Below are 24,474 nucleotides of genomic sequence, written 5' to 3'. Positions count from 1 at the left end.
TTAACCTACCGTTTTGACTTTAATGTCGCCGATGAAAGCACTCACGTTAATACGAACCTTTTTGCCTGCTTCCTTGTAATAAGGTGTCTTGCACTGCACATTGCTCATAAACCCGCTACGGGACTGCTCCAGTACCTGCATGTCACCGATAAAGGAACTGCTGGTCACAGATACCCCAAGATTCATATCATCCGGAATATACACTTTGATGTCGCCGACAAACGCGGAAATATTAATCTTCGTCTCCCCGTAAGGAATTTGCGCATTGGTCAGGTCCAGCACCGTGTCACCGATAAACTGCGAAATGTTGGTATGCTTCAATTGAAAATGCTCACGTCCCATATGGACATCTCCGATAAAAGCAGACCGGTTAGTCGTTTCCTTATGATCCTCTGTCTGGTGAAACTCCTCATGCCACTCGCCGTGTCTACGGGCATGCCGGTCCTGGCGCTCCTGCCGTCTGCGTTCATGACGTTCCCGGTTCTCCTGCCAGCGCGATTCCGCAGCCGATTGAAAACGGCCATCCTTAGGGTCAATCTCGTCTTCATTAGTGTCTTTATTTAAATATTCATTCCAGTCACGCTCTCCGGCAGGTTTGCCGAACTTCTGCTCAAACTGCTCATCCAGCGTCGACTCCAGCGGCTTTGGAGGCGGGGCATCCGGCGAACCCTGGCCCGGCGGGTAGAAGCTTGGCGGCACTGGCGGTGCTGGCGGAACGGGAGGTACCGGTGGTGTAGCATTGCGCGGCTTGAAGATCACAAACAGTCCTCCGCCGATCAGCATGACGGGTATCAGCAATTTAAAGAAGTCGCCTGCTGAAACATCAAACCAGTCCAAGTTGCGCCCCAGAAAAAAGACCCCGAGCGCCAGAAAGAAAAATCCGCCAAGCGCTGATGAAAATTTAGATTGATGGTCGTCGGTGGATAGTAAACGCTGTACACCCATAAAAATGAGAATAACCGGCCAGTAGTCAGAAATTAGTGATCCTATGCTGAAATCGGTATAACCCATCTGTCTCAGCAGGAACACCGCGCCGAGTCCAATCAGGATCAGACCGCCAAGTACCTGGCTGGTGAACCTTCTTTTCATAATCCATTTCCCCTTTAGTTGTTATAGCAATCATGTCATCCGTTTCTTATAGCCTTAGTCTACAGAAATACTGGTGCGGGGAACAGCGGCGCGAGAAGTAAATAAGCCTCAGTCTCTGGACGGAGTCCATTGGTATTAATAGTAAGAAATTTCATGGATTATTTCAATGGCTACTCTTTAAAGCCGCAAAAAAAAAGCTGCCCCTCAGCTCATTATGAGCGTGATTGGGACAGCCTGTTTCATTGCTTTTAGATGTAACCCAGAGTCCATCACCGCATTACTGCTGCGGTTTTTGGACCGGTTTGGAGATCGTGTTGCTTTGCGTTGTTGTGCCTTCATTCTCAACAGCAAACTCAGCATTGTATTTTTCATTCGGTGTTTTGTAGTTTTCTTGTACCTTTGGTTTTTTAGCCACGGAATTCACCTCCCTTTTCGGAAGAGGCAAGTGTTTTGCCCCAGTCCGTATTATGGGAAGTGAAGTGCTGTATTATGCATACCCAAGTGAAAAAAACATCAAGCTGCCAAACGTCTGTAATTGCTTTTAAACGATTTCCTCCAGCAGGTCTTGAGGAACGGTCTTGTAAGTCTGGATCGCCCGGCTGAGACTCTTCAGCATGCTTTCCGTGCATTTTCCATTACCGCGTTTGATGAGCTGAACCACAACTGATTTTTTGCCCCACTCCTTATACACCTGCTTGGTAGTGGAAAAATATAAGTCAATCTTCCGTCCTTTAATCGCCGATCCGGTATCTGCAACAACAGCGTAGCCATAACCCGGAATATAAAGGATGCTGCCCAGCGGCAGAACCTTCGGGTCGGCTGCGATGGTGGAGACGGCATTTTTGTCCCTGCGTACCTTGACACCTGAATACGTGATCCCGTATTGCGGATGCTTCGAGGTTTTGCCTGTAGACTCAAATCCGGCCGTATAGCCGGTTGCCATAACCTTCAGCGAAGTGATGATCTGCTCGGGCGCTGGGGCAGCTACAGGCACGGTGGCCGGCTGCTTGGAAGCAGCATTGTTCCTCTTGCGCCCCTCCGTTCCTTCCGCAGGCTGAGGCGCCTGTATTGCGGCAGGACGTGTTGATCTTGAGGCGCCGCCTAGTGAGGATGCTCCGCTGGAGATCATTGTAATATCATCTGAAACCTTTGTATTTTGAGAAGCCTCTGACTCCGTTGTACGGACGTTTAGCGGATTGGCAGTGTCTCCCGTCCCGCTCGCCTCAACCGACTTGCGTCCATAATCCGGATAGATATCCGCAGCAGCCAGCATAAGCACGATGGTAACGAATAGACACCAAAACCTCTGACATAAGCCCATTTTGTTCATTTGTTAAACCTCCCCCTATTAGCGAAGGTTTCCCGTTTCACAAAATTTTATACATGAAGCACCAGCTTCCGGCTTCACGGGGCTTATGACAGAGGTTCATATCAGGTGACTAAATTACACGCTCGGCGATCTCTTTGGCAAGGGAATCAATAACTTCCTGCAGCGGCTGGGCACCGATATCGCCTTCCCCGCGCTTGCGGATGGAGACGGATCCCGCGTTCATCTCGTTCTCGCCGACGACGAACATATAAGGAAGTTTTTCCAGTTGGGCTTCACGGATCTTATAGCCCATCTTCTCGTTGCGCAGATCCACTTCAGCCCGGATGCCACTCTTCAACAGCTTCGCTTCCACTTCTTTGGCATATTCGTCAAAAGCAGAGGATACCGGAATAATCTTCACCTGCTGCGGGGAAAGCCACAACGGCAGCGAACCGGCAAAATTCTCCAGAAGGAACGCTACGAAACGCTCCATGGTGCCGAGAATTCCACGGTGAAGCACAACCGGACGATGTTTCTGACCATCATCGCCTACATATTCAAGCTCAAAGCGCTCCGGCAGCAGGAAGTCGATTTGCACAGTGGACAATGTTTCTTCCTTACCCAGAACTGTTTTGATCTGAACGTCCAGCTTCGGACCGTAGAAGGCGGCTTCGCCCTCTGCTTCGAAGAACGGCAGGCCCGCTTCTTCAACAACCTCGCGCAGCATCCGCTGAGCAGTCTCCCACATTTCATCGTTAGGGAAATATTTCTCGGTATCCTTAGGATCACGGTAGGACAACCGGAACCGGTAATCGGAAATCCCGAAATCGCTGTACACCTGTTTGATCAGCTCAAGCACGCGTGTGAACTCGCTCTTGATCTGGTCCAGGCGGCAGAAAATATGGGAGTCATTCAAGGTCATGGAGCGTACACGGTGCAGACCGGTCAATGCGCCGGACATTTCGTAACGATGCTGAATGCCAAGCTCGGCAATACGGATCGGCAGATCACGGTAGCTGTGCATCGAACTCTTATAGATCATCATGTGATGCGGGCAGTTCATCGGACGAAGCACAAATTCTTCGTTGTCAATTGTCATCTTAGGGAACATATCTTCCTGATAATGCTCCCAGTGGCCGGAAGTTTTGTAGAGTTCTACGTTGCCCAGCACCGGAGTGTACACATGCTGATAGCCAAGGCTTGCTTCCAGATCCACAATATAACGCTCCAGAATGCTGCGCAGCTTAGCGCCCTTTGGCAGCCAGATCGGCAGACCTTGTCCAACCAGCTGGTTGAATGTAAAGATCTCCAGCTCCTTGCCCAGCTTGCGGTGGTCACGTTTCTTAGCTTCCTCGAGAAGATGCAGATGCTCGTCCAGCTGTGCTTTCTTAAGCCAGGCTGTGCCGTATACGCGCTGAAGCATTTTGTTCTTGCTGTCGCCGCGCCAATAAGCACCGGCCACATTCATCAGCTTGAACACTTTGATCTTGGCAGTTGACGGCAGATGCGGGCCGCGGCACAGGTCAAAGAATTCGCCCTGCTCATAAATAGTAATCACGCTATCCTCAGGCAGCGCTTCGATCAGCTCCTGCTTATAAGGATCGCCCAGCTCGCCAAATCGATCCAGCGCTTCCTTGCGGCTAACCTCTTTGCGCACAATCGGCAGATTCTCGGAAACGATGCGATCCATTTCCTTCTCGATCTTCAGCAGATCCTCTGGATTCAGCGGATGCTCCAGATCCATATCATAATAGAAGCCATCCTCAATTACCGGACCTACTCCCAGCTTGACTTCCTTTGTGCCGAATAGACGTCTGACCGCCTGGGCCATCAAGTGGGCTGTACTGTGGCGCATGACTTCAAGGCCTTCAGGCGAATCCAGCGTTACAATTTCGACCAGCGCGTCTTCCTGCAGTGGAGTCGACAAATCTACGACAATCCCGTTCATTTTGCCCGCTGCGGCATTCTTGCGGAGTCCGCTGCTAATGGAGGCGGCCACATCATCGATGCTGCTGCCATCGGCGTATTCCCGGACCGAGCCGTCCGGTAGCTTGATACTTACTGACATTGTTGTTCCTCCTAAAAGTTTTGTTAGCATTTACTTCTTGAGTTTTCTTCGTACAAAACTACTTCGGAAGCATACGCTTAAGTTTTGTTAGCATTTACTTCGGAACGGAATGATCCACGCACACAAAAAACACCCGTCCCGCAAAGGGACGAGTGATTGCACCCGTGGTTCCACCCAAATTCGATTCCTCCCGGCTAACTACCTTAAATTAAAAAGCAGCCATTTACGGGATTACATCCTTCGTCAGCATGGGAATAACGGCCATGAACCGGCGGTTCTTACTGTCCCGCAGCTGCTGTCTTCAACAAGAAGCATTTCGGGAGTTCATAACCGCAGCTACAAAGGGGTAAATCGGAAGCCGGATACCGGAGGAACTTGCAGCCTTGTTTCCTCTCTCTGAAGCGGTCCTGAGCTAACGGTCCATATCTTTGTCGGAGCTGATAACGTGAATTATGGAGTAATTATAAATCTGTCCTCACCTTCCGTCAAGCCTGCAGCCTGCCCGAAATTCTGCAAGCTGTATTATTCTTCCCGGCGTTTACTTCCCGGCAAGCGGCCCGAACGCTTCAAAGACTCACGCAGCAGGTACTCTATATGTCCGTTTACGCTGCGGAATTCCTCTGCCGCCCAACGTTCCAGCGCCTCATGGAGCTCAGGATCGATCCGCAGCGGAAAGCTTTTTTTGGCCGCCATGATGAACCGCCTCTAGTACAACGAGCCGGCGTTAATGACCGGACTCGCTCCGCGCTCCGACACAATCGCTACCATCAGATTGTTGATCATTGCTGCTTTGCGCTCTTCATCAAGCTCAACGACTCCGCTCTCTTTAAGCTGGCGGATGGCCAAATCGACCATTCCAACTGCGCCTTCCACTATAATCTGGCGGGCAGACAGAATAGCGGATGCCTGTTGGCGCTGGAGCATCGTGCTGGCAATCTCCGTAGAATAGGCCAGATGAGTCAGCCGGGCTTCAATGACCTCTACACCGGATAAAGACAATCTCTCCTGCAATTCGGTTGCCAGCTCCTTGGCAATTTCATCCGCATTGGCACGCAGTGACATTCCTGATTCGTTGAAATTGTCATAGGGATACTTGCTTGCTACATGCCGCAGAGCCGTCTCACTCTGGATTTCCACAAAAGCCATATATTTATCTACATCAAACAACGCCTTGGCCGAATTGATCACTTTAAACACAATGACAGCGGCAATCTCGATCGGATTGCCTTCCACATCATTGACCTTCAGCTTGACGCTGTTGAAGTTGCGTACACGAAGCGATACCGTCTTGCGAATGCTGAACGGAATAACTGCCCATAATCCGCTGCTTGAAATGGTTCCGACATATTGTCCGAAGAAGGTCACTACCACTGACTTGTTAGGCTGAACTACTGTAATACTCGTACACAGCACAGCAGCTAGAGCAAACAGGATGAGCGGTACTGCCACATACTCCTGAGACGCACCGTAAATGCCTCCGCCTAGACAAATGACAATTAAAGCGACAACCCAGAAACCGCTGACCGGGCGCAGTGTTTTCTCTTTCATAAAGATACCTCCATTAGATATGTATTTGATATAATTATGATATCACTTTTGGTTGTATATGTAAATCCATTTTCTCGCGTACTTTTTCTATTCCCCCAAAAATATCACTGCATTATTCCTCATGTTTTCCTATACTACTAATCTAGCAAAGCTAATGTGATACACAAAAAATCAAACGAGGAAGTGGAAAACATGAGTGTTAAAGAACAGGTATTGGATATTATCAAAGCTTCGCCGAACCCGCTTAGCGCAGGTGAAGTGGAAAAGCTGTCGGGACTGGAACGCAAAGCCATTGACAAAGCCTTCACCGAGCTGAAGAAAGAAAATGCGATTGTTTCCCCCATCCGCTGCAAGTGGGAAGCTGCAGTGAAGTAATCCCTGAGCAGCCGCAGCAGTTTGCAGAGATCAATTTTCTGCCGGATAATCCTCGTAGTAAACAATGGAAGGCCCATGCGCATAACCGCATGGGCCTTTTTTATAAAGGAAATAAACAAAAAGATGTTCCGCTGCTCTCTAAGAGAGCCGGCGGAACATCCGGGTACAAGCTGAAATTAAGATGCTTTATTCTCCAGCATGCGGTAGATGATCACCGCTGCCTGAGCACGGTTCGCATTAGATTTCGGTGCAAACTTGGCGTCATCCATCCCATTCAGAATTCCAAGCTCTGTCAGCTGTGCAACAGCTTCCTGCGCATAGGAGGCAATGGAGGATTTGTCGGTGAACTTTGCCAAAACCGCAGTCTTGTCTACGGAAGGCAGCTGCTCTTTAAGCGCACCCGCAATCATAATCACCATTTCCTGGCGAGTAATTACACGTCCCGGCTCAAAGCGGTTATCTCCTGAGCCTTTTACAAGACCGGCATTCACCGCAATGGAGATCGGCTCAGAATACCAGGTTCCTTGCTTAACATCCTTGAACGTTGCACTTCCTGGCGTGCTAAGGTTCAGTGAACGAACAAGCATGGTTACAAACTCTGCTCTGGTCACAGTTTTCGCCGGAGCAAAAGTATTGCCGTCCAGGCCTTTGACTATGCCTTTGGCAGCCAAAGCACTGATCGCTTCCTGTGCCCAGGCTACCTTGCCCAGATCCTTAAATACAGGAACCGCTGTTGCACTCGGCACCGGCGTTGCACTAGGCGCTGAAGTTCCCGCCGGCGCAGGTGTTGCGCTAGGCGACGGGCTTGGTGATGTTGTTGGAGAAGGTTTTGGTGTTGCTGTCGGTAATGTACCGCCTCCCCCTGTGCTAGGAGCCGTAAGATTATTGACGATACGCCCTTCAAGCGCCGCAGTAATGGCACCGCCCTTGAATGTCTTCACAACGTAATCATAGAACACATCAAGGTCAATAGGTCCCGGCAAAGTTGCGCTTGCCTTCGTCAATACGCTGTAATTGTCACCACCTGCAGCCATGAAATTGTTGACTACTGCCGTATAGCTCTGAGTCATGCTGATCGCGGTTCCGTCAGCCTTGGTAAGATTGGCCACACGGTCAGCAACCGGCAGGTACATATTGGCCGTATATTTCAGACCAGAAATCTGCAGTGTTTTTGTATCTACCGTTCCATCAGCTTTAACGTTCCACTGCTGCTGAAGCAGCGTTTTGATTTGTTCGCCGGTAAGGGTAAGCTTCACCAGCGTGTTGCCGAACGGCTGGATTTTGGCCAAATCGCCAAATGCTACATTTCCCTTTGGAAGGTCGGCGCGGATGCCGCCCGGATTCATAAAGGCGAAATCAGCAGTCCCTTTGCCGTCACCGAAATCGGCTTGGCGCATCGCATCGGCAATCAGGTTGCCGAGATTGGATTCCTTGGTGTAGGCATCGTTACGGTTAATCGTTCCGTCTGTAGTGCCTACAGGCTGAGTCAGCTCCGGATGAAGCGCCAGATACTTATTCACCAGTGCCTGAGTCTCGGCATCAGGTGTGATATTTTCCTGGAATGTGGTCGTAACTACAGCCGTTTTGCTCTTCACATCACGGGTAGTAGGATCAATGACAAGCTTGATGTCTTCAAAAGCGCTGCCGTAAGAGTAAGCCTGTACAACCAGCTTGCCGTTCACAACCCCATTAGCCAGCGCATGGTTATCTCCGGCTACGATAACGTCTACCGGCGAGTTGGCCGGAAGCGCGTTGGCCAGATCGGCAGCTTCGCCAGTGGTCACATCATTTTTAGTTGTAGCGGGATCATGGGCAAGTACAATGATCGTTTCCACACCTTTTTGCTGCAATTCCTTGGCGTATTTCTCAATCGCCGCAACTTCTTCCTCAGCTGACAGGAATTTCACGCCAGCCGTACCGGCAGGGGATACTTTGCTTGGCGTCGCTTTGGTAACCACGCCAATAAAGCCGATTTGGATACCGCCAACTTCCTTAATAACGTAAGGCGTGATGATCGGTTCTCCGGTTTTGCTGTCAACTGCATTAGCATTGATGTAATCAAAATCCGAACCCGCATGATTAACTTTGCTGTTTATCGGGTCCACACCGCCGAAAATTTGTGTTTTCATTGCCGCAACACCTTGATCGAACTCATGGTTGCCCAAGGTTCCCACATCAAATTTCATCAGGTTCATCCATTCGTGGGTCGGCTCGTCGCGTTCAAGCGAGGATACCGGTGCAGATGCACCCACGGAGTCACCGTTATGGAACAGCAGGGAATTCGGATATTTCGCGCGCGCCTCTTTCAAATAGGTGGCGAGCACAGCTGCAGTACCTGCCTTTTTATCACCCACCATAGAAGTTGTATCCAATTGGCCGTGGAAGTCATTGATTCCGAGAAGGTGAACCTCGACATCCCCGGTAGGCGGAGGAGTGGTTTCCTTCAATTTCAAATTGTAAATTTCAAAATCACGTCCGTCACGCTCACCGGTATCCGTAATATTCCCGGTCATCACTGCTGCTGCAGCTGGTGAAGAGGTAAAGGTAACGTTGACATTCCCCTTGATCGGAGCAATCGACCAGTTGTTGTCAGCCGTTGGATCAATTGTACCGGCAGTGGTAATGTAATCCATCAGCACCTGACGGTTCTCTTCCTGGGAATTCAGGATCATGACCGAGTCCTTCACACCTGGGAAGTTGCCGCCGCCGCTGGCACGGTAGTTGTTCGTTACAACGACGAATTCCTGATTCATATCCAGCGGCTGATCGTTATAGGTGACTTCCGTCACCCGGCTGGAAGTTGCGTCATTGATAGTCCCGTCCGGCTTGTACTTTGCGTTCTTGGTCACATCAATTTGGTATTTAATTCCGTCAATTACATCGAAATTATACACGGCAAAAGAAGGATTAAGCAAAGACTGCGGCGTCGAAATGCCTGTTTTGATACGGTTGAAGGCACCGGCGCTCATTTCAAGCCATTCTTTGACTGTGCTGCCTTTGACCAAAATTGCTTTCAGCGTATTGTCATAGAGATAGAGGTCGCTGGCGCTGCGGATCGTCAAATCGCCTTTATCAATTTTGGTGTATTCGTCAGGGCCATTTCGTCCCGCTTTGAAAGGCGCCCCGACGCTGAGAATTGGCAGATCCTTGTATTCCGGTGCGCTGGTGGCGATGTAATTCTCCACGTACCATTTTTGCGCATAGGTTACGATCTGTACTGTCGGATCATCCTGTACCATAGCGAAGTAGCTGTTCATCGGAGCCGTAGTTTCGCCCAGCTTCTGGCCAGTGTACGCGATTGTAGCTTCATGGTCGGCAGCAACCGCCGCATCCACTTCGGCATCCGGAGCAACATTTGCGATGTTCACTTTGTTTTCTGTGCGGTAGATCGAACGTGTGGAGGATTCCGAGTTGGCCTTATCCACCTTCCAGCCGCTGTCTCCGTCTTTGACAACCGAGAGATCGATGATGCCCAGGTATGCACCACCGTAGCCGGCTTGTACAGCAGGAACATTATTGATGTGTCCCTTTGCATTGTCAATGACCGCTTTATCGTTGTTGTACGGCAGCTTGGTCACGGGATCTTTAAAAGAAGCATCCAGCAGGGTGTCATTCCCGTTGGTCGGGAATACCTTGTGGCTGTGGGAGAAGGTGATGGCGTCGATACCCGGCACTTTGCTCAACGCATTGACGTCATTTTCGGAAAGATCACCCTTCACGGCAGATGCATCAAATCCGGTATGTGCCATCGCCACGATTACATCTGCGCCCGCTTGCTCCATTTGGGGAACGAACTTCTCTGCGGTTTCGGCAATATCCTTGGTGATATATTTGCCTTCCAGATTCACTTTGTCCCATTCCATAATTTGCGGTGTTACCAGTCCAAGGAGTCCCACCTTGATTGTCTGCGTCTGCCCGCTGCTGTCAGTAACCGTCTTAGGAATGATGATATAAGGCTTATAGGCATTGACGTCATCTGCAGGATCCGCATTATGGTCGTCAATATAAATGTTTGCATTCACATATTTAAAATCAGCATTCGTAGCTTCGCTGTCTTCCTTGCTTCCATTAACTACCCGATCCAAATACTCCAATCCGTAGTTGAATTCATGGTTACCGAAGGTTGCTGCGTCATAGCCCATCACGTTCATTGCTGCGATCAGCGGATGAATTTTGCCCGCCTTTGTCATAATGTCCGATTTGGTTGCCATATAAGTGCCAAGCGGAGTGCCTTGAATCAAATCACCGTTGTCGAGCAAAAGATTGTTCGGATTCTCTTGTCTGGCCGTTTTGACCAATGTTGCCGTGCGGTCCAGACCTACCGTCAAGGATTTAACATTCTTGAAGTAGTCCCAGCCATAGACATTTGTATGCACGTCCGTTGTGCTCATAAGCCGCAGTTTAACTGTGGGCGAGGAGTCTGCAGCAGCACCTGCGGCTTCAGCCTTTTCCGCTCCCAAAACTGAACCTGCAAACATCCCCCCCAACACTTGCGCACCAAGAACCGTGGCCGCCAGTATTGAAGCGATAGGCTTGTTCCATCTTGTTACTTTCATAAGTTAATAATCCTCCCACTTTGTCACTTTATACCGACCGCAAAAAGTGTATCATGACAAAGTTAAGGAATCTGTCGAAGTTTATCAAATCTATTAAATAGTTTTGTAAAAATTTAAACTATTAGTAGATTCGACATAGTACTGGTCAGTTATCACCACGCAGGCACACAGCAAAAAGCACCCGCCCGTGAATTCCAAGTACACGGACAGGTGCTCTAACGCATTGTTATGAAGGTTTATTAAACTTAGAATATCAGCGGAGCTTCCTAGTTCTGCATGACAAAATCATTGTCGATCTTCGCATTGGCATCCTCGAACGTCCGCAGAATATCATAGCGTGTGTTACGCTGCGCAGGGATCTTGCCCGCCTCACGGATGAGTTGGGTGATCGACTCGATGTTGACCTTGTAGGTCGCACCCGCTGAGGAAACCACGTTCTCTTCGATCATTGTACTGCCGAAATCATTGCAGCCGTATTGCAGGGACAACTTGCCAACCTCAGGCCCCATCGTTACCCAGGAGGATTGGAAGTTCTTGATATTATCCAGCACAAGGCGGCTGATGGCTACCGTCTTCAGGTATTCCTCCGGCGTCTGTCTGTCCAGCTTCAGGTTGGTGTTGTCCGGCTGGAATGTCCAGGAGATAAAGGCCAGGAACCCTTCGGAGTCATATTTATTGGCGATACACTCATCTTGAGCTTCACGCACACGCAGTAAATGAAGCGCGCGCTCTTCCATACTCTCTCCCAGGCCAATAACCATCGTTGCGGTCGTGTTCATGCCGATTTTATGTGCGGTCTGCATGACGTCCATCCATTCGCGCCAGGAGCCTTTCAGCCGGCTGATCTTGCGGCGGGTACGGTCATCAAGAATTTCCGCTCCACCGCCTGGCAGCGAATCTAGTCCTGCGGCATGAATCTCCCGCACTACCTCTTCCAGAGAAAGGCCGGACACTTCCTTCATCTTCATAATCTCCGCCGGAGAGAAGGAATGCATCGTAATTTCCGGGAAACGCTGCTTAATGCCACGCAGCAGATCCGTATAGTAGCTGAACGGCAGATTCGGATTCGTGCCGCCCTGCATGAGGATTTCCGTGCCGTTTACGGCTATGGTTTCGGCAATTTTTTGATAGATGGTCTCATCGGGAAGCACATAGCCCTCCTCGGATCCGGGTCTGCGGTAAAATGCGCAGAAGCGGCAGTACACATCACACACATTGGTGTAGTTAATATTGCGGCCGATCACGAATGTGGCCAGCGGGTCCGGGTGCCAGCGTTTCATAATAATATCTGCGGCAGCGCCCATTTTCTCAATTTCGTTGCTCTCGAACAACCGGATAGTGTCCTCCAATTGAAGACGTTCGCCCTTCAGCGTCTTATCCAGAATAAGATCTATCGCACTCATCGTTCGCAGCCTCCTCTTAAGCCCATTTAGTATGATGGATGAATTAAATTTGTATAACATTTGAATAAGCTCGTTTCTTCATCGTATCACAATCCGGGCGGCTTGAGAAACTTTTTGCGTACACGTGATTCCTCAGCCGAGGCAGGCATGTTTTTACATTCCTAATAAGAGCAAAAAACAGCAGAGCCATCAAGCGGCGCTGCTGCCGGTACCTTTATCATCCGTCTGCTTTTCTTTAATTCGCAGCTTCCTCAAGCTCGATCCGCGCTGCTTCCAGCGCCTGGCTGAGATCGCTCTTCAGATCATTCACATGCTCTATTCCGACAGAGAAGCGCAGCAGGCGGTCATCCACGCCTACGGCATCGCGAATTTCGACCGGAATGTCGGCATGGGTCTGCACCGCCGGATAGGTCATCAGCGACTCGACACCGCCCAGGCTTTCGGCGAAGGCGATCAGGCGGATATGGCGGAGCAGCGGCTCCACATATCTGGCGTCTTTTACCTTAAAGGAGAAGATCCCGGTGTTGCCCGAGGACTGGCGGTTCTGAATTTCGTAGCCCGGGTGATCAGGCAACCCCGGATGGAATACCTCTGCAATAGCCGGGTGCTCCAGCAGATAATGAGCCAATTCCAGCGCATTGCTCTCATGCCGCTCCATACGCAGGGCCAGCGTCTTCATGCCTTTCATCAGCTGGTAGCTGTCATTTGGTGCAAGTACGGCACCCAGAGAGTTATGCAGAATGGCCATTTCTGCCGACAGCTCGGTGCCCTTGGTAACGATAAGACCCGCAAGGACATCGTTATGGCCGCCCAGATATTTGGTGGCACTATGGACAATAATATCCGCGCCGAGCTCCAGCGGACGCTGGAAGAACGGGGTAAGCAGCGTATTGTCTACGATTGTGAGTAGTCCTTGCCGGCGGGCCCACGTACACACGGCTGACACATCCGTAATCATCATCAGCGGATTGGTCGGGGTTTCAATAAATACAGCCTTCGTATTCGGAAGGCGCGCCGCTTCCAGCGCATCAAGATCGTTTGTATCCACATAGGAGGCTGTGATCCCGTACTTGGACAGAATCCGCTCCAGCAGCCGGTATGTGCCCCCGTACAGATCCAGCGAGACCACCAGATGGTCACCATGCCCGAACAGTGCAAACACTGTGGTCAGCGCAGCCATCCCGGAGCTGCAGGCAAAGCCGGCGTCTCCTGATTCCAGCTCCGCAGCCGCCTCTTCCAGCACGGAGCGGGTTGGGCTTTTGGTGCGGCTGTAGTCAAAACCTGTGCTTTGTCCGAGTCTAGGGTGGCGGAATGCCGTTGCATTATAAATCGGATAATTTACTGCCCCTGTAGCGGGATCTTCCTGTGAGCCAATTTGCGCCAGTCTGCTTTCAATCCTAAGTTTCTCGTCCATCTGTAAGCCTCCTAAATGTGGTGTAATCATTTCTATATGGTGTGAAGCAGCTAACGTCTTCTCTTTTAAATAATCGGACCAATATCGTAAGGGGTCTCCTGGTATACATAGTAATTGAGCCAATTGGCAAACAATAAGTTGGCATGGGCCCGCCAGACGGCCGGCGGTGTGCGCTGCGGATCATCCTTTGGATAGTAATGCTTCGGCAGTGCGACATCCATCCCCTTGGCTGCATCCCGGTCATACTCCCATTTGAGGGAAAAAGGATCATATTCAGAATGACCGGTAACGAAAATCTGTCTGCCGTCATGTGTCGCTACCAGATAAATTCCGGCTTCCTCCGATTCGGCCAGAATCTGCAGATCCGGATTAGCGAGGATATCCTCACGGGATATGTCGGTATGGCGGGAATGTGGAACATGGAACACTTCGTCAAATCCGCGCAGCAGCTTGACGTTATTATGGCTCAGGGTGTGCGGGAAAACTCCGAAGCATTTCTCGTCCAAGCTAACCTTGTGCACTCCAAAGTGGTGATACAGTCCTGCCTGGGCAGCCCAACAGATATGCATGGTCGAAGTAACGTTGTGTTTGCTCCATTCGAAGATTTCTTTCAGCTCTTCCCAGTAGTTCACATCCTCGAACTCCATCTGTTCTACCGGGGCGCCGGTAACAATTAATCCATCCAGACGGCGGTGGCTGATTTCGTCAAAGGTTTTATAAAAGCTCTTCAAGTGCTCTGCCGAAGTGTTCTTGGAGGTATGGGAGCTGGGATGCAGCAGAATCACATCAACCTGAAGCGGCGAGTTTCCGATTAGGCGCAGCAGCTGCGTTTCGGTTGTTTCCTTAGTCGGCATTAAATTCAGAATAGCGATTCTCAAGGGGCGGATGTCCTGGTGGAAGGCCTGGCTTTCATCCATTACAAAGATATTCTCCCCGGATAATACCTCTTTGGCCGGCAAGCTGTCGGGAATTTTAATTGGCATTGTTGTGTCCACTCCTTAACTGAATTTGAGTGCCGCTAATACGGCTTGTGTTTAAAATACAACCAAAAAAGACCTTTCTCGGGCGAGAAAGGTCATAGATTTGCAGTCATATGCGCCTCTCTCATCTGCCAGAGAACTTCTGCCGGGATTCAAATATCCCCTGCAAAGCTTCCGCAAGAATTAGCACCGTGCGTTCACACGCCGGTTGCCGGGTTTCATCGGGCTAGTCCCTCCACCTGCTCTTGATAAGATTTAGCTGTATTCAGTTAGAAAAATCTAAAATGTCAAACGTTGTTTTTCTTAAAATTCACTTTAAATCATGAACCTCCTTTTCGTCAAGCCCATACAATGCTAAAGAGCCCCTGAAAGTGAAAAGAATTTTGCTTGAAAGAGGCATACCCCGGCGTTATACTAGACAAGTGTTTCATACTATAAATGACGAAAAGAAGAGGTGAGAGAAGAATGGAAGGCGACCCGGGTGCGCAGTTAAGCGTGCAAAGTGAGCTACCACACAGGATTAACATCAGCTTGCCGGCGGCGGGAGCAGTTCTTCTTCATGCTCTCGAAACGTCATTTGGCCTTATTCGTTGATTGTACCACCGGCCAAGCTGATTTTTTTCTCTGTGCTTTAATTAGCATATCCCTGGAGAAGACTGGGGACAGAAGGAGTGAATCAGATGAAAATTCGGCAGGTGAACGCAGGAGTTTTTACAACTATTGAGGATATTGAAGAAACACTGACAGCCCCTACAGAGGGCTTCTACTGGATTGATGCGGATATTGAGGATTTGGAGCTGCTTCAGCCCTTATACAATCTGCATGACCTGGCCGTTGAGGATTGCCTCAGCGAAGAGGAGCAGCGCCCGAAGATTGAAATTTATGAAAGCCATTATTTTATAGTTGTCAACAGCATCCGTTTCGATGACGAGGAGATTTTCCTTCGTGCACTGAACGTGTTTCTCGGCAGACATTACATTATTACCGTCACCAAACAAAAGATCCATGAACTGCGTGTGCTGAAACCCATCCTGTGGGAGCAGGAGGTCAGCGAGCCGGACCGCTTCCTGTACCATCTGATCGACACTGTCGTGGATAACTATTTTTCCGTCGGCGACCGGATTGAAGTGCGGATTGAGAAGCTGGAGGAGGATATCCTTATGCATACCAAGAAATCGCATCTTAGCGAGATTATCGGTCTGCGCAGCGAAATACTCTGGTTGAAGAAGATGCTTGGACCGCAGAAAGAGGTTATCAACACCCTAAATAAAAAAGACCTCCGCCTGATTGATGACCAGCTGCAGAAGTATTTTAGCGACATTTATGAAAATGCGGTCAAAATCTCTGAAACCTTCGAGACCTACCGCGATCTTATGGGCAACTTACGCGAGGCGTACCAATCGAGTATTGCCAACCGTGCCAACGAAATTATGAGAGTATTTACAGCCATTACAACGATATTCATGCCGCTGACCGTAATTACCGGGATCTACGGGATGAACTTTGACAATATTCCCGAGACCCATTCAGAGTACGGCTACTATGGCGTTATTGCCGTTATGGTGACGCTCGGCTGCGGGATGCTGTTTGTTTTCCGCAAAAAGGATTGGCTATGAACAACAACGGACGAATACGCTAGGCGAAGGCACCGTTACCGCAAGGGAATGGAAGCCTTCGTCTTTTTGTTCAGAAGAAGCTGAATAGCATCTATTCTAATCTTCGTTAAGCATTGCCCATTGCTGAAATATTTGTAGGATCTCTTCTAAATTGTTCACTCCTCCTCTTCCCTGGAAAATATTATCGCTTACCTTGCCGTATACCCAGTCGACATCCGACCTGTCAATATTCAGCAGTTCAAAACCTTTATCCTCCAGTTCGGTTCCTCCCAAAAAAATGTCAACAGACCACCCGGGATTATCAAGTGTCGTAATACTGACAACCTGGCTGTGTTCCCAATCTCCGTCACATTGCCGTGAATACCACTCTTCAAGCCATTGTAAAACATTCATATATACAGCTCCAATCCAGAATATGTTCAGCGGCAATCCGCAAATTCCCTTTGATCATCTGCCTAAAGGTTAATGTCCATTACCCTGTTTGCATATTTTGTAATACAAATCGAAAAAAACCTAAGCGGAACTCTCTCCTGCAAGGGAGGAATCCCGCTTAGCTACAATTCTTTCGCTTAGGCAACTCCATTTCGCCTTGGCATCGAAAGCCTTATTCTAAAACCCCGTAGCCATTTCCACTCCGTTCTCCGTACCGCGCCGGAAACGGATCCGGATCAGCCGCAGCCGTTCATAATACATATCGAGCCCTTCGACAGGTGAAAATTCCTCTCCGTACGCTTTATACAGCACAGGCTTCAGGAATGAATCGCCCAACAGTTCATAGGCGGTCCATATACTGTCCTGCTCGTTTGGTGAGATTCCCTGTAGTTCCAGCTCAATCAGCTTCTCCACGGAATATCCGTCCTTCTCCAGTTCTTCTACCGCTTCGAGCACTTCACGGCGGCTAACGCCGCTCGTCGTTTTGAGCTGTTCCATTCCCAGGCCGTTTTCAATTCCCTGTAGCACTATGCGCCGCAGCCGCAGCCGTTCCAGCTGTTTCTTGTACTTAAGCTCTTTCTGCTTATAAAGCCATGAGCTGAAGGCCTCCTCTTCAACAGCCTCGTTGACCCAGCTCAGCGGATAACTGTGATCACGCGAAGCTCCCGAAGTAATGTTCAGCCATTCGGCCCCGTATTGCAAAGCCTTACCCTCGCCGACCCCCGGGATTTGCAGCAGTTCCTCCCGCGTGCGGGGAAGAAATGCGCTAAGCATCCGCAGCAGACGGTTACTGGCCAGAATATAAGGCGCTTTGCGTTCACTGGATGCTCTGCCCCTGCGCCAGGCGCAGAGCTCCTCATAAATGGCTTCGTTGGCGTGCTGTTCGCTGTAATGCTGCAGCTTGAGCTGCTCCTGATTACGGCTGTTCAGACCCTCTTCTTCATGGAATGCACCGTCGATTAACGGACGGTAGCCGTCCCCCATCTTTACCGCCAGCTCATGCCTGTATACACATAACATCTCATTCCATGAGCCGCCCTCATACCAAATGTTGTCGCTCAGCTCCTCGGCACCGGAAAAATCGCGCCAGCCCAGACTCCAAATGCCTTCTTCCTCGCCAATCCATAGCTGGGCAAACGCCTCCTGGTCTGCCCCTGACATTCTCGACAACCGGTTCATAAATACGATCTGCATCCCGATCCCTACCTTCCTCGTCTTACAGCAAGCATGATCGCGTCAACGCCGGAGCTTCCGATCTATAGAGCACGGCTGCTATACAGACCCTTGAACGCACAAAAAGCACCTCTCTCACGCTGAACGTGAAAGAGGTGCTCCCTCTTAAATGCTATACTGTTAAATCCTAGGATACCATAGATTGCCGAACAGTCAATCTCTTTTTGTGTTAGGCTCTGTCCAATGCCATTTTGGCTAATCCAAGCGCTCCGGACAGTCCGGCATTGTCTCCGAGCTGTGGTGAAACAACATAGTTGCCGATGCCTTCATTTAGCGCAGGATGCTGCACATAACCTCCCAGCAGCTCTTGCAGCTTGGCATGGATTAACGGGAACAGCTGACTTTGCTTCATGACACCGCCGCCCATAACGATCTTCTGCGGAGACAGAATAAGCACATAATTCATTAGTGCATGCGCCAGATAATGGGCCTCCATGGCCCAGGCCGGGTGATCCGCAGGCAGCTCGCCTGCCGGCTGGCCCCAACGGCTGCCGATCGCCGGACCTGCGGCCAGGCCTTCCAGGCAATCCCCATGATAAGGGCAAAAGCCGGCAAAGTTGTCCTCCGGATGGCGCGGCACCAGAATATGCCCCATTTCAGGATGAGATAAGCCGTGAATCAGCTCACCGCCGACCACTGCCCCGGCCCCGATGCCTGTGCCAACGGTAATATAAAGACAGCTGTCCAGCCCCTGAGCTGCTCCCCATTTGTATTCACCCAACGCTGCTCCATTCACATCCGTATCAAAACCGATCGGCACATTGAATTGTCCGCCTACGGCTCCTACCAGATTATATTGTCCCCAGTGAGGTTTCGGAGTCGTCGTAATATATCCATACGTAGGGCTTCCCGGCACCGGATCAATGGGTCCAAATGAGCCGATGCCGATGGCGCCGACTTGTTTATTGCCAAAATAGTCGATCACGAGTCCCATCGTCTCTTCGGGCGTTGTCGTTGGAAAGCTGACCCGGTCGATTATCGTCCCGTCCTCATTCCCCACTCCGCATACAAACTTCGTTCCCCCTGCTTCAATCGCTCCCAACAATTTCACTGCAGTGTTCCCCCTTCTCCATGAACGGCTGGCCGTTAACCGGCTCTACCGGTAGTTATATAATATTAAAGCGCTCTCTTGCCTTTATTATACGTGGGTTGCAGGGTTATGACAAGCGGTTGACATAGTTCTGTTTTCCGAAAAAAAAGGACATCACACGCTATCCCCTGTTTAACGGAGCTGCTGTTTTGTCCTTTGTCACAGCTGGTAAATATCTGGCTTACTTACGTTCATGATAGGCCCGGCATGCTGCGACAAACCGTGCGGCGGCCGGCAGATAAGAAGCCAGATGAATATGGGCATAAGCTGCCATCACATTGCCGCTTACATAACCTTCCGGCTGGCTGCCGCCCCTCCCTTTGCTCTCATACGCAAAGTTCCTCGGCTCTCCATGGTCATAACTCATGACGGAGTAATGAAATTCATGTCCGCGCAGCGTCTCTCCCTGCAGCAGCAGCAGGCAGTCCCGGATCGCGGTAACTTCCCGGTAACCAAGCGCCGCACGACGCTCCTGCATAACCGTATGAGCCGGAATAATCCCGGCCATCTCATGCAAGTTCCCGCTGCGGTCGGTCAGACTGCGTGCCAGTACCATATAGCCGCCACATTCGGCATAGAGCGGCATTCCGTCCGCCGCAGCTGACCGGATGCCGTTCAGGAAAGCCTTGTTCCCCGCAATCACGGAAGCGAACTCTTCGGGAAACCCGCCGCCGATATAGATTCCGTCCGCATCCGGCGGAATGCCCTCGCCGCGCAGCGGGCTGAATTCAGTCAGTCTTGCACCGGCGCGAATCAAAAGCTCCAGATTGTCGGTGTAATAGAAATTAAATGCCGCATCACGGGCAACGGCAAGAAACGGGCGGTAGCCGGCTGGTTCAAAGGACGGAGGGATGGGGTGAACTGGCGGCTCGTGGCTGGCTGACGCAAGTGACGGAGGGATGGGAAGATGGCTGTTTGGAGATACGGCATGGGATCCCGCCTTAGATTCGCTGCCGGTTGTCGGCTGGTCTGGCCGCTCGGAAGCCGCTCCCCGTTCACCTACCACACCCCCGGAAAGGTGCAAATCGGGAGCAGGATTAGTTGGCAATCTCGTTTCCGCGATGCCTGCCGGTTGATCTTCACGCAGGCAACCGGACGCCGCCGCCGGGTAGTCTTCAGCGGACGTCCCGCCCTGTGACGGGTTGCCAAACGGGGGGATTTCTGCCAGCGAGATCTCCGGTAAGAGGAGCGGATGCCGCAGCGGGGGCGCTGCTCCGGCAAGCTGCAGCAGCGCCGGGAGGTTGGTGCCCTCCGCCAGCAGATCGGCGGCACGGTCGAACAAGGGCTCCAGCTCCCCCCGCTCAACGGCAGGCAGCAGGCCCAAATGCCGCTCCGGAATGTCGAGCCCGCTATCCCGCAGCAGCCAGCCCAGCACGGGAATTCCGCAGGCGGCTTCAATCGCCGCCTTCACCGTCTGGTAATGGCTGGCACTCCCACAGCGGTTTACAATAACCGCGGCAATACGTACGCGCGGCTCCAGCTGCTGGAAGCCCAGCACTATTGCCGCCGCACTGCGGCCCATGCTGCGGACATCAAGCACCAGCAATACCGGACTGTCTGTCAGGATGGCGATCTCGGCGGTTGAGCCGGTTAGCCCTGTCGCTTCTTTGCCGTCATACAGCCCCATGACCCCTTCGATCACCGAAAGATCCGCTTCCGCTGAGGAGCGCAGAAAGTACTCCAGCAAATACTCGCCTGAGGTCATCCATGAATCAAGATTCCGGGGTGAACGTCCGGTGACAGCGGCATGATAGGCCGGATCAATGTAATCCGGGCCGCATTTGAAGCCCTGTACATTCAGTCCCTGCCGGGCAAACGCCCGCATCAGCCCAAGTGTTACCGTCGTTTTTCCCGAACCGCTACCTGTACCGGCTACAAGGATGCGGGCACGCCGCTGCAACGGAAGCCCGTCTCCTTCCCGCTCATACATCTGCATTTGCCTCCCCTCTGTCAAAAATAACCCTGGCCACAGCAATCGTCACATTGCCGCTTTTTTTCTTGGGCAAAAGCAAATCCTTCGCACCTGAAGACAAAAGGGCTGCAGGCTCGCAAACACCATAGGCTCCGGTCGCCTTGAATACGATCTCCGACGGCTGGTCCAGCGGAACCGTATTCAGCTGCTCCGGCGGATATAAAGCCAGCTCCCAGCCGTGCTTGGCGCACAAAGCGAGCAGGCCGGCTTCATCGCCTTTGATCCCGGCAGTGGCCGCGTTTCGCACGCTTAGGAGAGACAGCCCCAGCTGTGCAAGGGTTTCCGCCACCACCGCTTCCAGCTCCGCCGCCGAAGTGCCGCGGTTGCAGCCCAAGCCGAGCACCAGGCTGCGCGGACGGTACACTACGGTCCGTTCCGGCAAAGCCGCCGCTTCCGGCGCTTTCAGCAGCCGGTCGGTTACAACAATTGCTGCGCTGAAGGAAGCCGCGCGCATTTCAGCCATATCCCCGCAGAGCTGCACATGCTCGGGCAATGCCGCTCCAGGGTGCAGCCAGCCGCACTCCCCATGCTCCTGCAGGAAGGCTACCCGCTCGCCGTTCACCAAGGCGGCACTCACCGCCTTCATGTGTGTGAAGCTCTCCGGCCGCCAGCCGAATTCACGGCCGAGCAAATCCGCCGCGAACGTCCCCTGAACATCCGAGGCGGTTGTGATCACGGGATGGCTGCCCAGCAGCCCGGCAATCTGCAGCGTCAGCCTGTTGGCCCCGCCCAAATGACCGGAGAGCATGCTGATTACATGTTCTCCGCGTTCGTCAATCACGATGATGGCGGGGTCGGTTTTTTTATCCTGCAGTAAAGGCGCAGCTAATCTTACCGCTGCGCCAAGCGAGAAGAAAAGAATCAAAGCCTCATAACGTCGGAATAGAACCGGCAGCAGCTCTTTTAGGGGCTCAGCAAATATCCGGCGTTCCCCCGGTATCTCTTCAAGCTCCCCGCTGTACTTGGCGTAGCAGAACACTTCGGTACCGCTCAGTTGCTCCCCCAGCGTCAGTGCAAGCTTAATGCCGTTACGTGTAATGGCGATAGCCGCATATTTCTTATCCATGATTGCCGGTCCCTTCCCGGCAGCCGTGGGTAAACGTCTTGTCGTACAGCTTTGAGCGGTGAGCATCACAGTCGACCAGCCCGGGATCCAGTGCCCAGCCGGCCAGAATCATCGCATGCATCGTAATGCCCGCTTCACGCAGGTCAGCCTCCAGTTTCTCTACCGTTGTCCGCAGAATCTGCTGATCCGGCCAGGTGGCCCGTTTGACCACAGCTACAGGCGTGTCCGGACTCCACCCGGCGGCGAGGAATTCCTCCGCCGCATGTCCGGCCAGTGAAGCGCTGAGGAACAGTGCCACCGTGCAGTGATGGCTGGCCAGACGGCGCAGCTGCTCGCGCTCGGGCACGGGCGTACGTCCTTCGGCACGGGTCAGAATGACCGTCTGCGTCAGCTCCGGCACCGTCAGCTCCGCGCCAAGCGCCGCCGCTGAGGCAAAAACAGAGCTGACACCCGGCACGATCTCATAGCCGACGCCGCACAGCTTCAGCAGCGACATCTGCTCCAGGATCGCTCCATACATCGAGGGGTCGCCTGTGTGCACACGGGCTACGCTTTTGCCGGCCTGCACTGCTTCTGCCATCAGCTCCACCTGTCGCTCCAGATCCATCCCTGAGCTTTGCAGCACCTCAGCACCGGGCTTCGCGCTGGAGATCAGCTCTTCACTGACCAGCGAATCGGCGTACAATACGAGATCGGCCGAGCGCAGAATACGGCTGCCCTTAACGGTAATCAGCTCTGGATCGCCGGGTCCTGCCCCGACGATGTAGACCTTAGGTTCCAGCTGTGCTTCCGTCATTTGCTCACCACCATCAGACTCAAATACTCCAGATCCGAGCCGCGCAGCTCGCGGGCATCCCGCCAGACGGTCTCATAGGGAGAAGTCACCTTGGTGACAACGGACGCTTTTCCTCCAAGACCCAGTTCATCCAGCACCTCCAGCACCAGATCAAGCACCTTCGCCACCTTAAGGAACACTACAGTATCATGATGCAGCAGCGCTTCCTTCAGCGCCTCACGGTCTTCGGTAGCCGGAATGATACCCACCCGCTGGTCACCGTCGGCAAGCGGCTGTTCGAGTGCCGCAGCAGCACCCAGCACCGAAGAAATTCCGGGAACCGATATAATCGGCACAACGGGATGCTGCTCTTGCATTAAACGGGCCAGATGAATAAAGGTGCTGTACAGATTGGGGTCACCCTCCGTCACAAAAGCAACATCATTGCCAAGGCGCAGCTCATTCCAGCACAGCTCTACAGTCCAGCGCCACCCGTTCTCCAGCTGCACAGGGTCCTTGGTCATTGGAAACACAAGTCCCAGCATGACCTTTTCGTCCTCATTTACATAGGTGTCGACGATCTCCTGGGCATAGGATTTGCCGCCTTTTTTGGCAGCCGGATAGGCGATCACCGGACATTCTTTCAGCAGACGGCAGGCTTTGACCGTAATCAGCTCCGGGTCCCCGGGACCGACACCCACTCCATACATGGTACCTACAGCCAGCAAGGCAGCGTTAGACTCAATTACATTCTCGGCCTCCAGCTGGCCGTCAATAAACTCATACTCTTCCATAGCCGTTTGGGCCATCGCTTGGGCTGTCTCTTCACCGGCAATATTCTGCCCGCTTGAGGGTACTAGCTGCGGTTCCGCTTGATTGTTTGTCATCTCCAGTTTCTCCTTTTATTGAGCTGTATGTTTACTTGGATATATCCTTTGGTCATCACTACCTATGGCAGGAGGGGATTTATGCTGCGACAGTTTCGTGTATGTACGGCATGGCATTTTGCGGCTCAGGAATGCATACAAGAGTTCAGATTGGCACGCACGGGTGCACGTATGGACTGAAGCTATTAGTGACTAAATCTGGTAGTGACTAAATCTGGTAGTGACAAATCAGATATGGAATAATATTCCATGTGCTTCGCTTTAGATTGCCGATTGCATATCCGGACGATAGTCAGTTGATTCCCTTGCAGCTGCTGGATGCAGCACTCAGTTTCTCAAGGGGAGGACTGGCACAGAATGCTTGGTCCATCGCTTATGATCCGAGCAACTGGTAGCTACGCGGACTGGAGAGGCGCTATTTGCAGATTTCTTGTTGTTTTTCGCTCTTCTCGGACTCCAGAGACGTTATTCGCATCATTTATCTCCATGATACAGCCCAAGCGAGGAAATAGCGGCGCTGGGGTCCGTTTACTTGGAAAACTATGGCTCATTGATAAAATAACGTCGCTGGGGTCCGCCTCTGCACGTAGCTGTCTTCGTGATGTTACCTTCTTCGCACCGTGGCTATCTAGTCGTCCTCGTATTGATGTCTTCTTCGCAT

General features: G+C 51.8%; 19 protein-coding genes and 1 riboswitch. Of the genes, 2 read left to right on the top strand and 17 right to left on the bottom strand.

Going from position 1 to position 24,474, the window contains the following annotated elements; translation table 11 throughout:
* The 6 genes from liaF to NST99_RS09320 all read right to left on the bottom strand — a co-directional run bounded on the left by liaF (position 1) and on the right by NST99_RS09320 (position 6,014).
* The gene (gene liaF, locus NST99_RS09345; protein WP_341091246.1) at positions 1-1,089 is read right to left on the bottom strand and encodes a cell wall-active antibiotics response protein LiaF; all 1,089 of its coding nucleotides are present in this window, start codon (positions 1,087-1,089) and stop codon (positions 1-3) included.
* Between the two features lie 277 nt (positions 1,090-1,366).
* Positions 1,367-1,504 (bottom strand): hypothetical protein, encoded by a 138-nt coding sequence (locus tag NST99_RS09340; protein ID WP_341091245.1) that lies wholly within the window; start codon positions 1,502-1,504, stop codon positions 1,367-1,369.
* Positions 1,505-1,630: 126 nt separating this feature from the next.
* Positions 1,631-2,218 (bottom strand): 3D domain-containing protein, encoded by a 588-nt coding sequence (locus NST99_RS09335; RefSeq protein ID WP_445745020.1) that lies wholly within the window; start codon positions 2,216-2,218, stop codon positions 1,631-1,633.
* Positions 2,219-2,528: 310 nt separating this feature from the next.
* Complete coding sequence (gene thrS / locus NST99_RS09330; RefSeq protein ID WP_341091244.1) at positions 2,529-4,466, bottom strand: threonine--tRNA ligase; 1,938 nt, start codon at positions 4,464-4,466, stop codon at positions 2,529-2,531.
* 522 nt (positions 4,467-4,988) lie between these two features.
* Entirely contained in the window at positions 4,989-5,159 is a 171-nt protein-coding gene (locus NST99_RS09325) for a toxin-antitoxin system HicB family antitoxin (RefSeq protein ID WP_038588362.1), read from the bottom strand.
* Positions 5,160-5,171: 12 nt separating this feature from the next.
* A complete protein-coding gene (locus NST99_RS09320) occupies positions 5,172-6,014 on the bottom strand; it encodes an SPFH domain-containing protein (protein WP_341091243.1) in 843 nt (280 codons plus the stop codon).
* Between the two features lie 192 nt (positions 6,015-6,206).
* On the opposite strand from NST99_RS09320, the gene NST99_RS09315 reads away from it, so the two are divergent.
* The gene (locus NST99_RS09315; RefSeq protein ID WP_341091242.1) at positions 6,207-6,389 is read left to right on the top strand and encodes a transcriptional regulator; all 183 of its coding nucleotides are present in this window, start codon (positions 6,207-6,209) and stop codon (positions 6,387-6,389) included.
* A 176-nt stretch (positions 6,390-6,565) separates the two neighbouring features.
* Here the strand turns inward: NST99_RS09315 and NST99_RS09310 are convergent, their stop codons facing one another.
* From NST99_RS09310 to metA, 4 genes are all read right to left on the bottom strand, one after another.
* Complete coding sequence (locus NST99_RS09310) at positions 6,566-10,945, bottom strand: bifunctional 2',3'-cyclic-nucleotide 2'-phosphodiesterase/3'-nucleotidase (RefSeq protein ID WP_341091241.1); 4,380 nt, start codon at positions 10,943-10,945, stop codon at positions 6,566-6,568.
* Positions 10,946-11,211: 266 nt separating this feature from the next.
* Positions 11,212-12,348 (bottom strand): cyclic dehypoxanthinyl futalosine synthase, encoded by a 1,137-nt coding sequence (mqnC, locus tag NST99_RS09305; protein WP_038588354.1) that lies wholly within the window; start codon positions 12,346-12,348, stop codon positions 11,212-11,214.
* Positions 12,349-12,583: 235 nt separating this feature from the next.
* Positions 12,584-13,762 (bottom strand): PLP-dependent transferase, encoded by a 1,179-nt coding sequence (locus NST99_RS09300; RefSeq protein WP_341091240.1) that lies wholly within the window; start codon positions 13,760-13,762, stop codon positions 12,584-12,586.
* 65 nt (positions 13,763-13,827) lie between these two features.
* The gene (metA, locus tag NST99_RS09295) at positions 13,828-14,745 is read right to left on the bottom strand and encodes a homoserine O-acetyltransferase MetA (protein WP_341091239.1); all 918 of its coding nucleotides are present in this window, start codon (positions 14,743-14,745) and stop codon (positions 13,828-13,830) included.
* 118 nt (positions 14,746-14,863) lie between these two features.
* A riboswitch (SAM riboswitch) is annotated at positions 14,864-14,997 on the bottom strand.
* 425 nt (positions 14,998-15,422) lie between these two features.
* On the opposite strand from metA, the gene corA reads away from it, so the two are divergent.
* Positions 15,423-16,358: a magnesium/cobalt transporter CorA gene (gene corA / locus NST99_RS09290; RefSeq protein WP_341091237.1), complete on the top strand. Its 936-nt coding sequence runs from the start codon at positions 15,423-15,425 to the stop codon at positions 16,356-16,358.
* A gap of 96 nt (positions 16,359-16,454) precedes the next feature.
* Here the strand turns inward: corA and NST99_RS09285 are convergent, their stop codons facing one another.
* From NST99_RS09285 to cobI, 7 genes are all read right to left on the bottom strand, one after another.
* A complete protein-coding gene (locus tag NST99_RS09285) occupies positions 16,455-16,751 on the bottom strand; it encodes an immunity 53 family protein (RefSeq protein WP_341091235.1) in 297 nt (98 codons plus the stop codon).
* Between the two features lie 216 nt (positions 16,752-16,967).
* Positions 16,968-17,984, bottom strand: coding sequence for an HRDC domain-containing protein (locus tag NST99_RS09280; protein WP_341091234.1), 1,017 nt, complete (start codon positions 17,982-17,984; stop codon positions 16,968-16,970).
* Between the two features lie 208 nt (positions 17,985-18,192).
* Positions 18,193-19,074 carry an ROK family protein gene (locus NST99_RS09275; RefSeq protein ID WP_341091233.1) on the bottom strand — a complete coding sequence of 294 codons (882 nt, stop codon included), beginning with the start codon at positions 19,072-19,074 and terminating at the stop codon, positions 18,193-18,195.
* Positions 19,075-19,294: 220 nt separating this feature from the next.
* Complete coding sequence (locus NST99_RS09270) at positions 19,295-21,043, bottom strand: cobyrinate a,c-diamide synthase (RefSeq protein ID WP_341091231.1); 1,749 nt, start codon at positions 21,041-21,043, stop codon at positions 19,295-19,297.
* Positions 21,036-22,151: a cobalt-precorrin 5A hydrolase gene (locus tag NST99_RS09265; RefSeq protein ID WP_341091229.1), complete on the bottom strand. Its 1,116-nt coding sequence runs from the start codon at positions 22,149-22,151 to the stop codon at positions 21,036-21,038. Before NST99_RS09265 ends, NST99_RS09270 begins: the two co-directional genes overlap by 8 nt.
* Positions 22,144-22,947: a precorrin-4 C(11)-methyltransferase gene (cobM, locus tag NST99_RS09260; RefSeq protein ID WP_341091228.1), complete on the bottom strand. Its 804-nt coding sequence runs from the start codon at positions 22,945-22,947 to the stop codon at positions 22,144-22,146. Before cobM ends, NST99_RS09265 begins: the two co-directional genes overlap by 8 nt.
* Positions 22,944-23,636: a precorrin-2 C(20)-methyltransferase gene (gene cobI / locus NST99_RS09255; RefSeq protein WP_341097596.1), complete on the bottom strand. Its 693-nt coding sequence runs from the start codon at positions 23,634-23,636 to the stop codon at positions 22,944-22,946. The genes cobM and cobI overlap by 4 nt, the downstream gene beginning before the upstream one ends.
* Positions 23,637-24,474: the final 838 nt, after the last annotated feature.

It is taken from the genome of Paenibacillus sp. FSL L8-0470 (genome assembly GCF_038008625.1).
GTDB lineage: Bacteria > Bacillota > Bacilli > Paenibacillales > Paenibacillaceae > Paenibacillus_AQ.
This window is presented reverse-complemented; position numbering and strand designations above follow the sequence as displayed.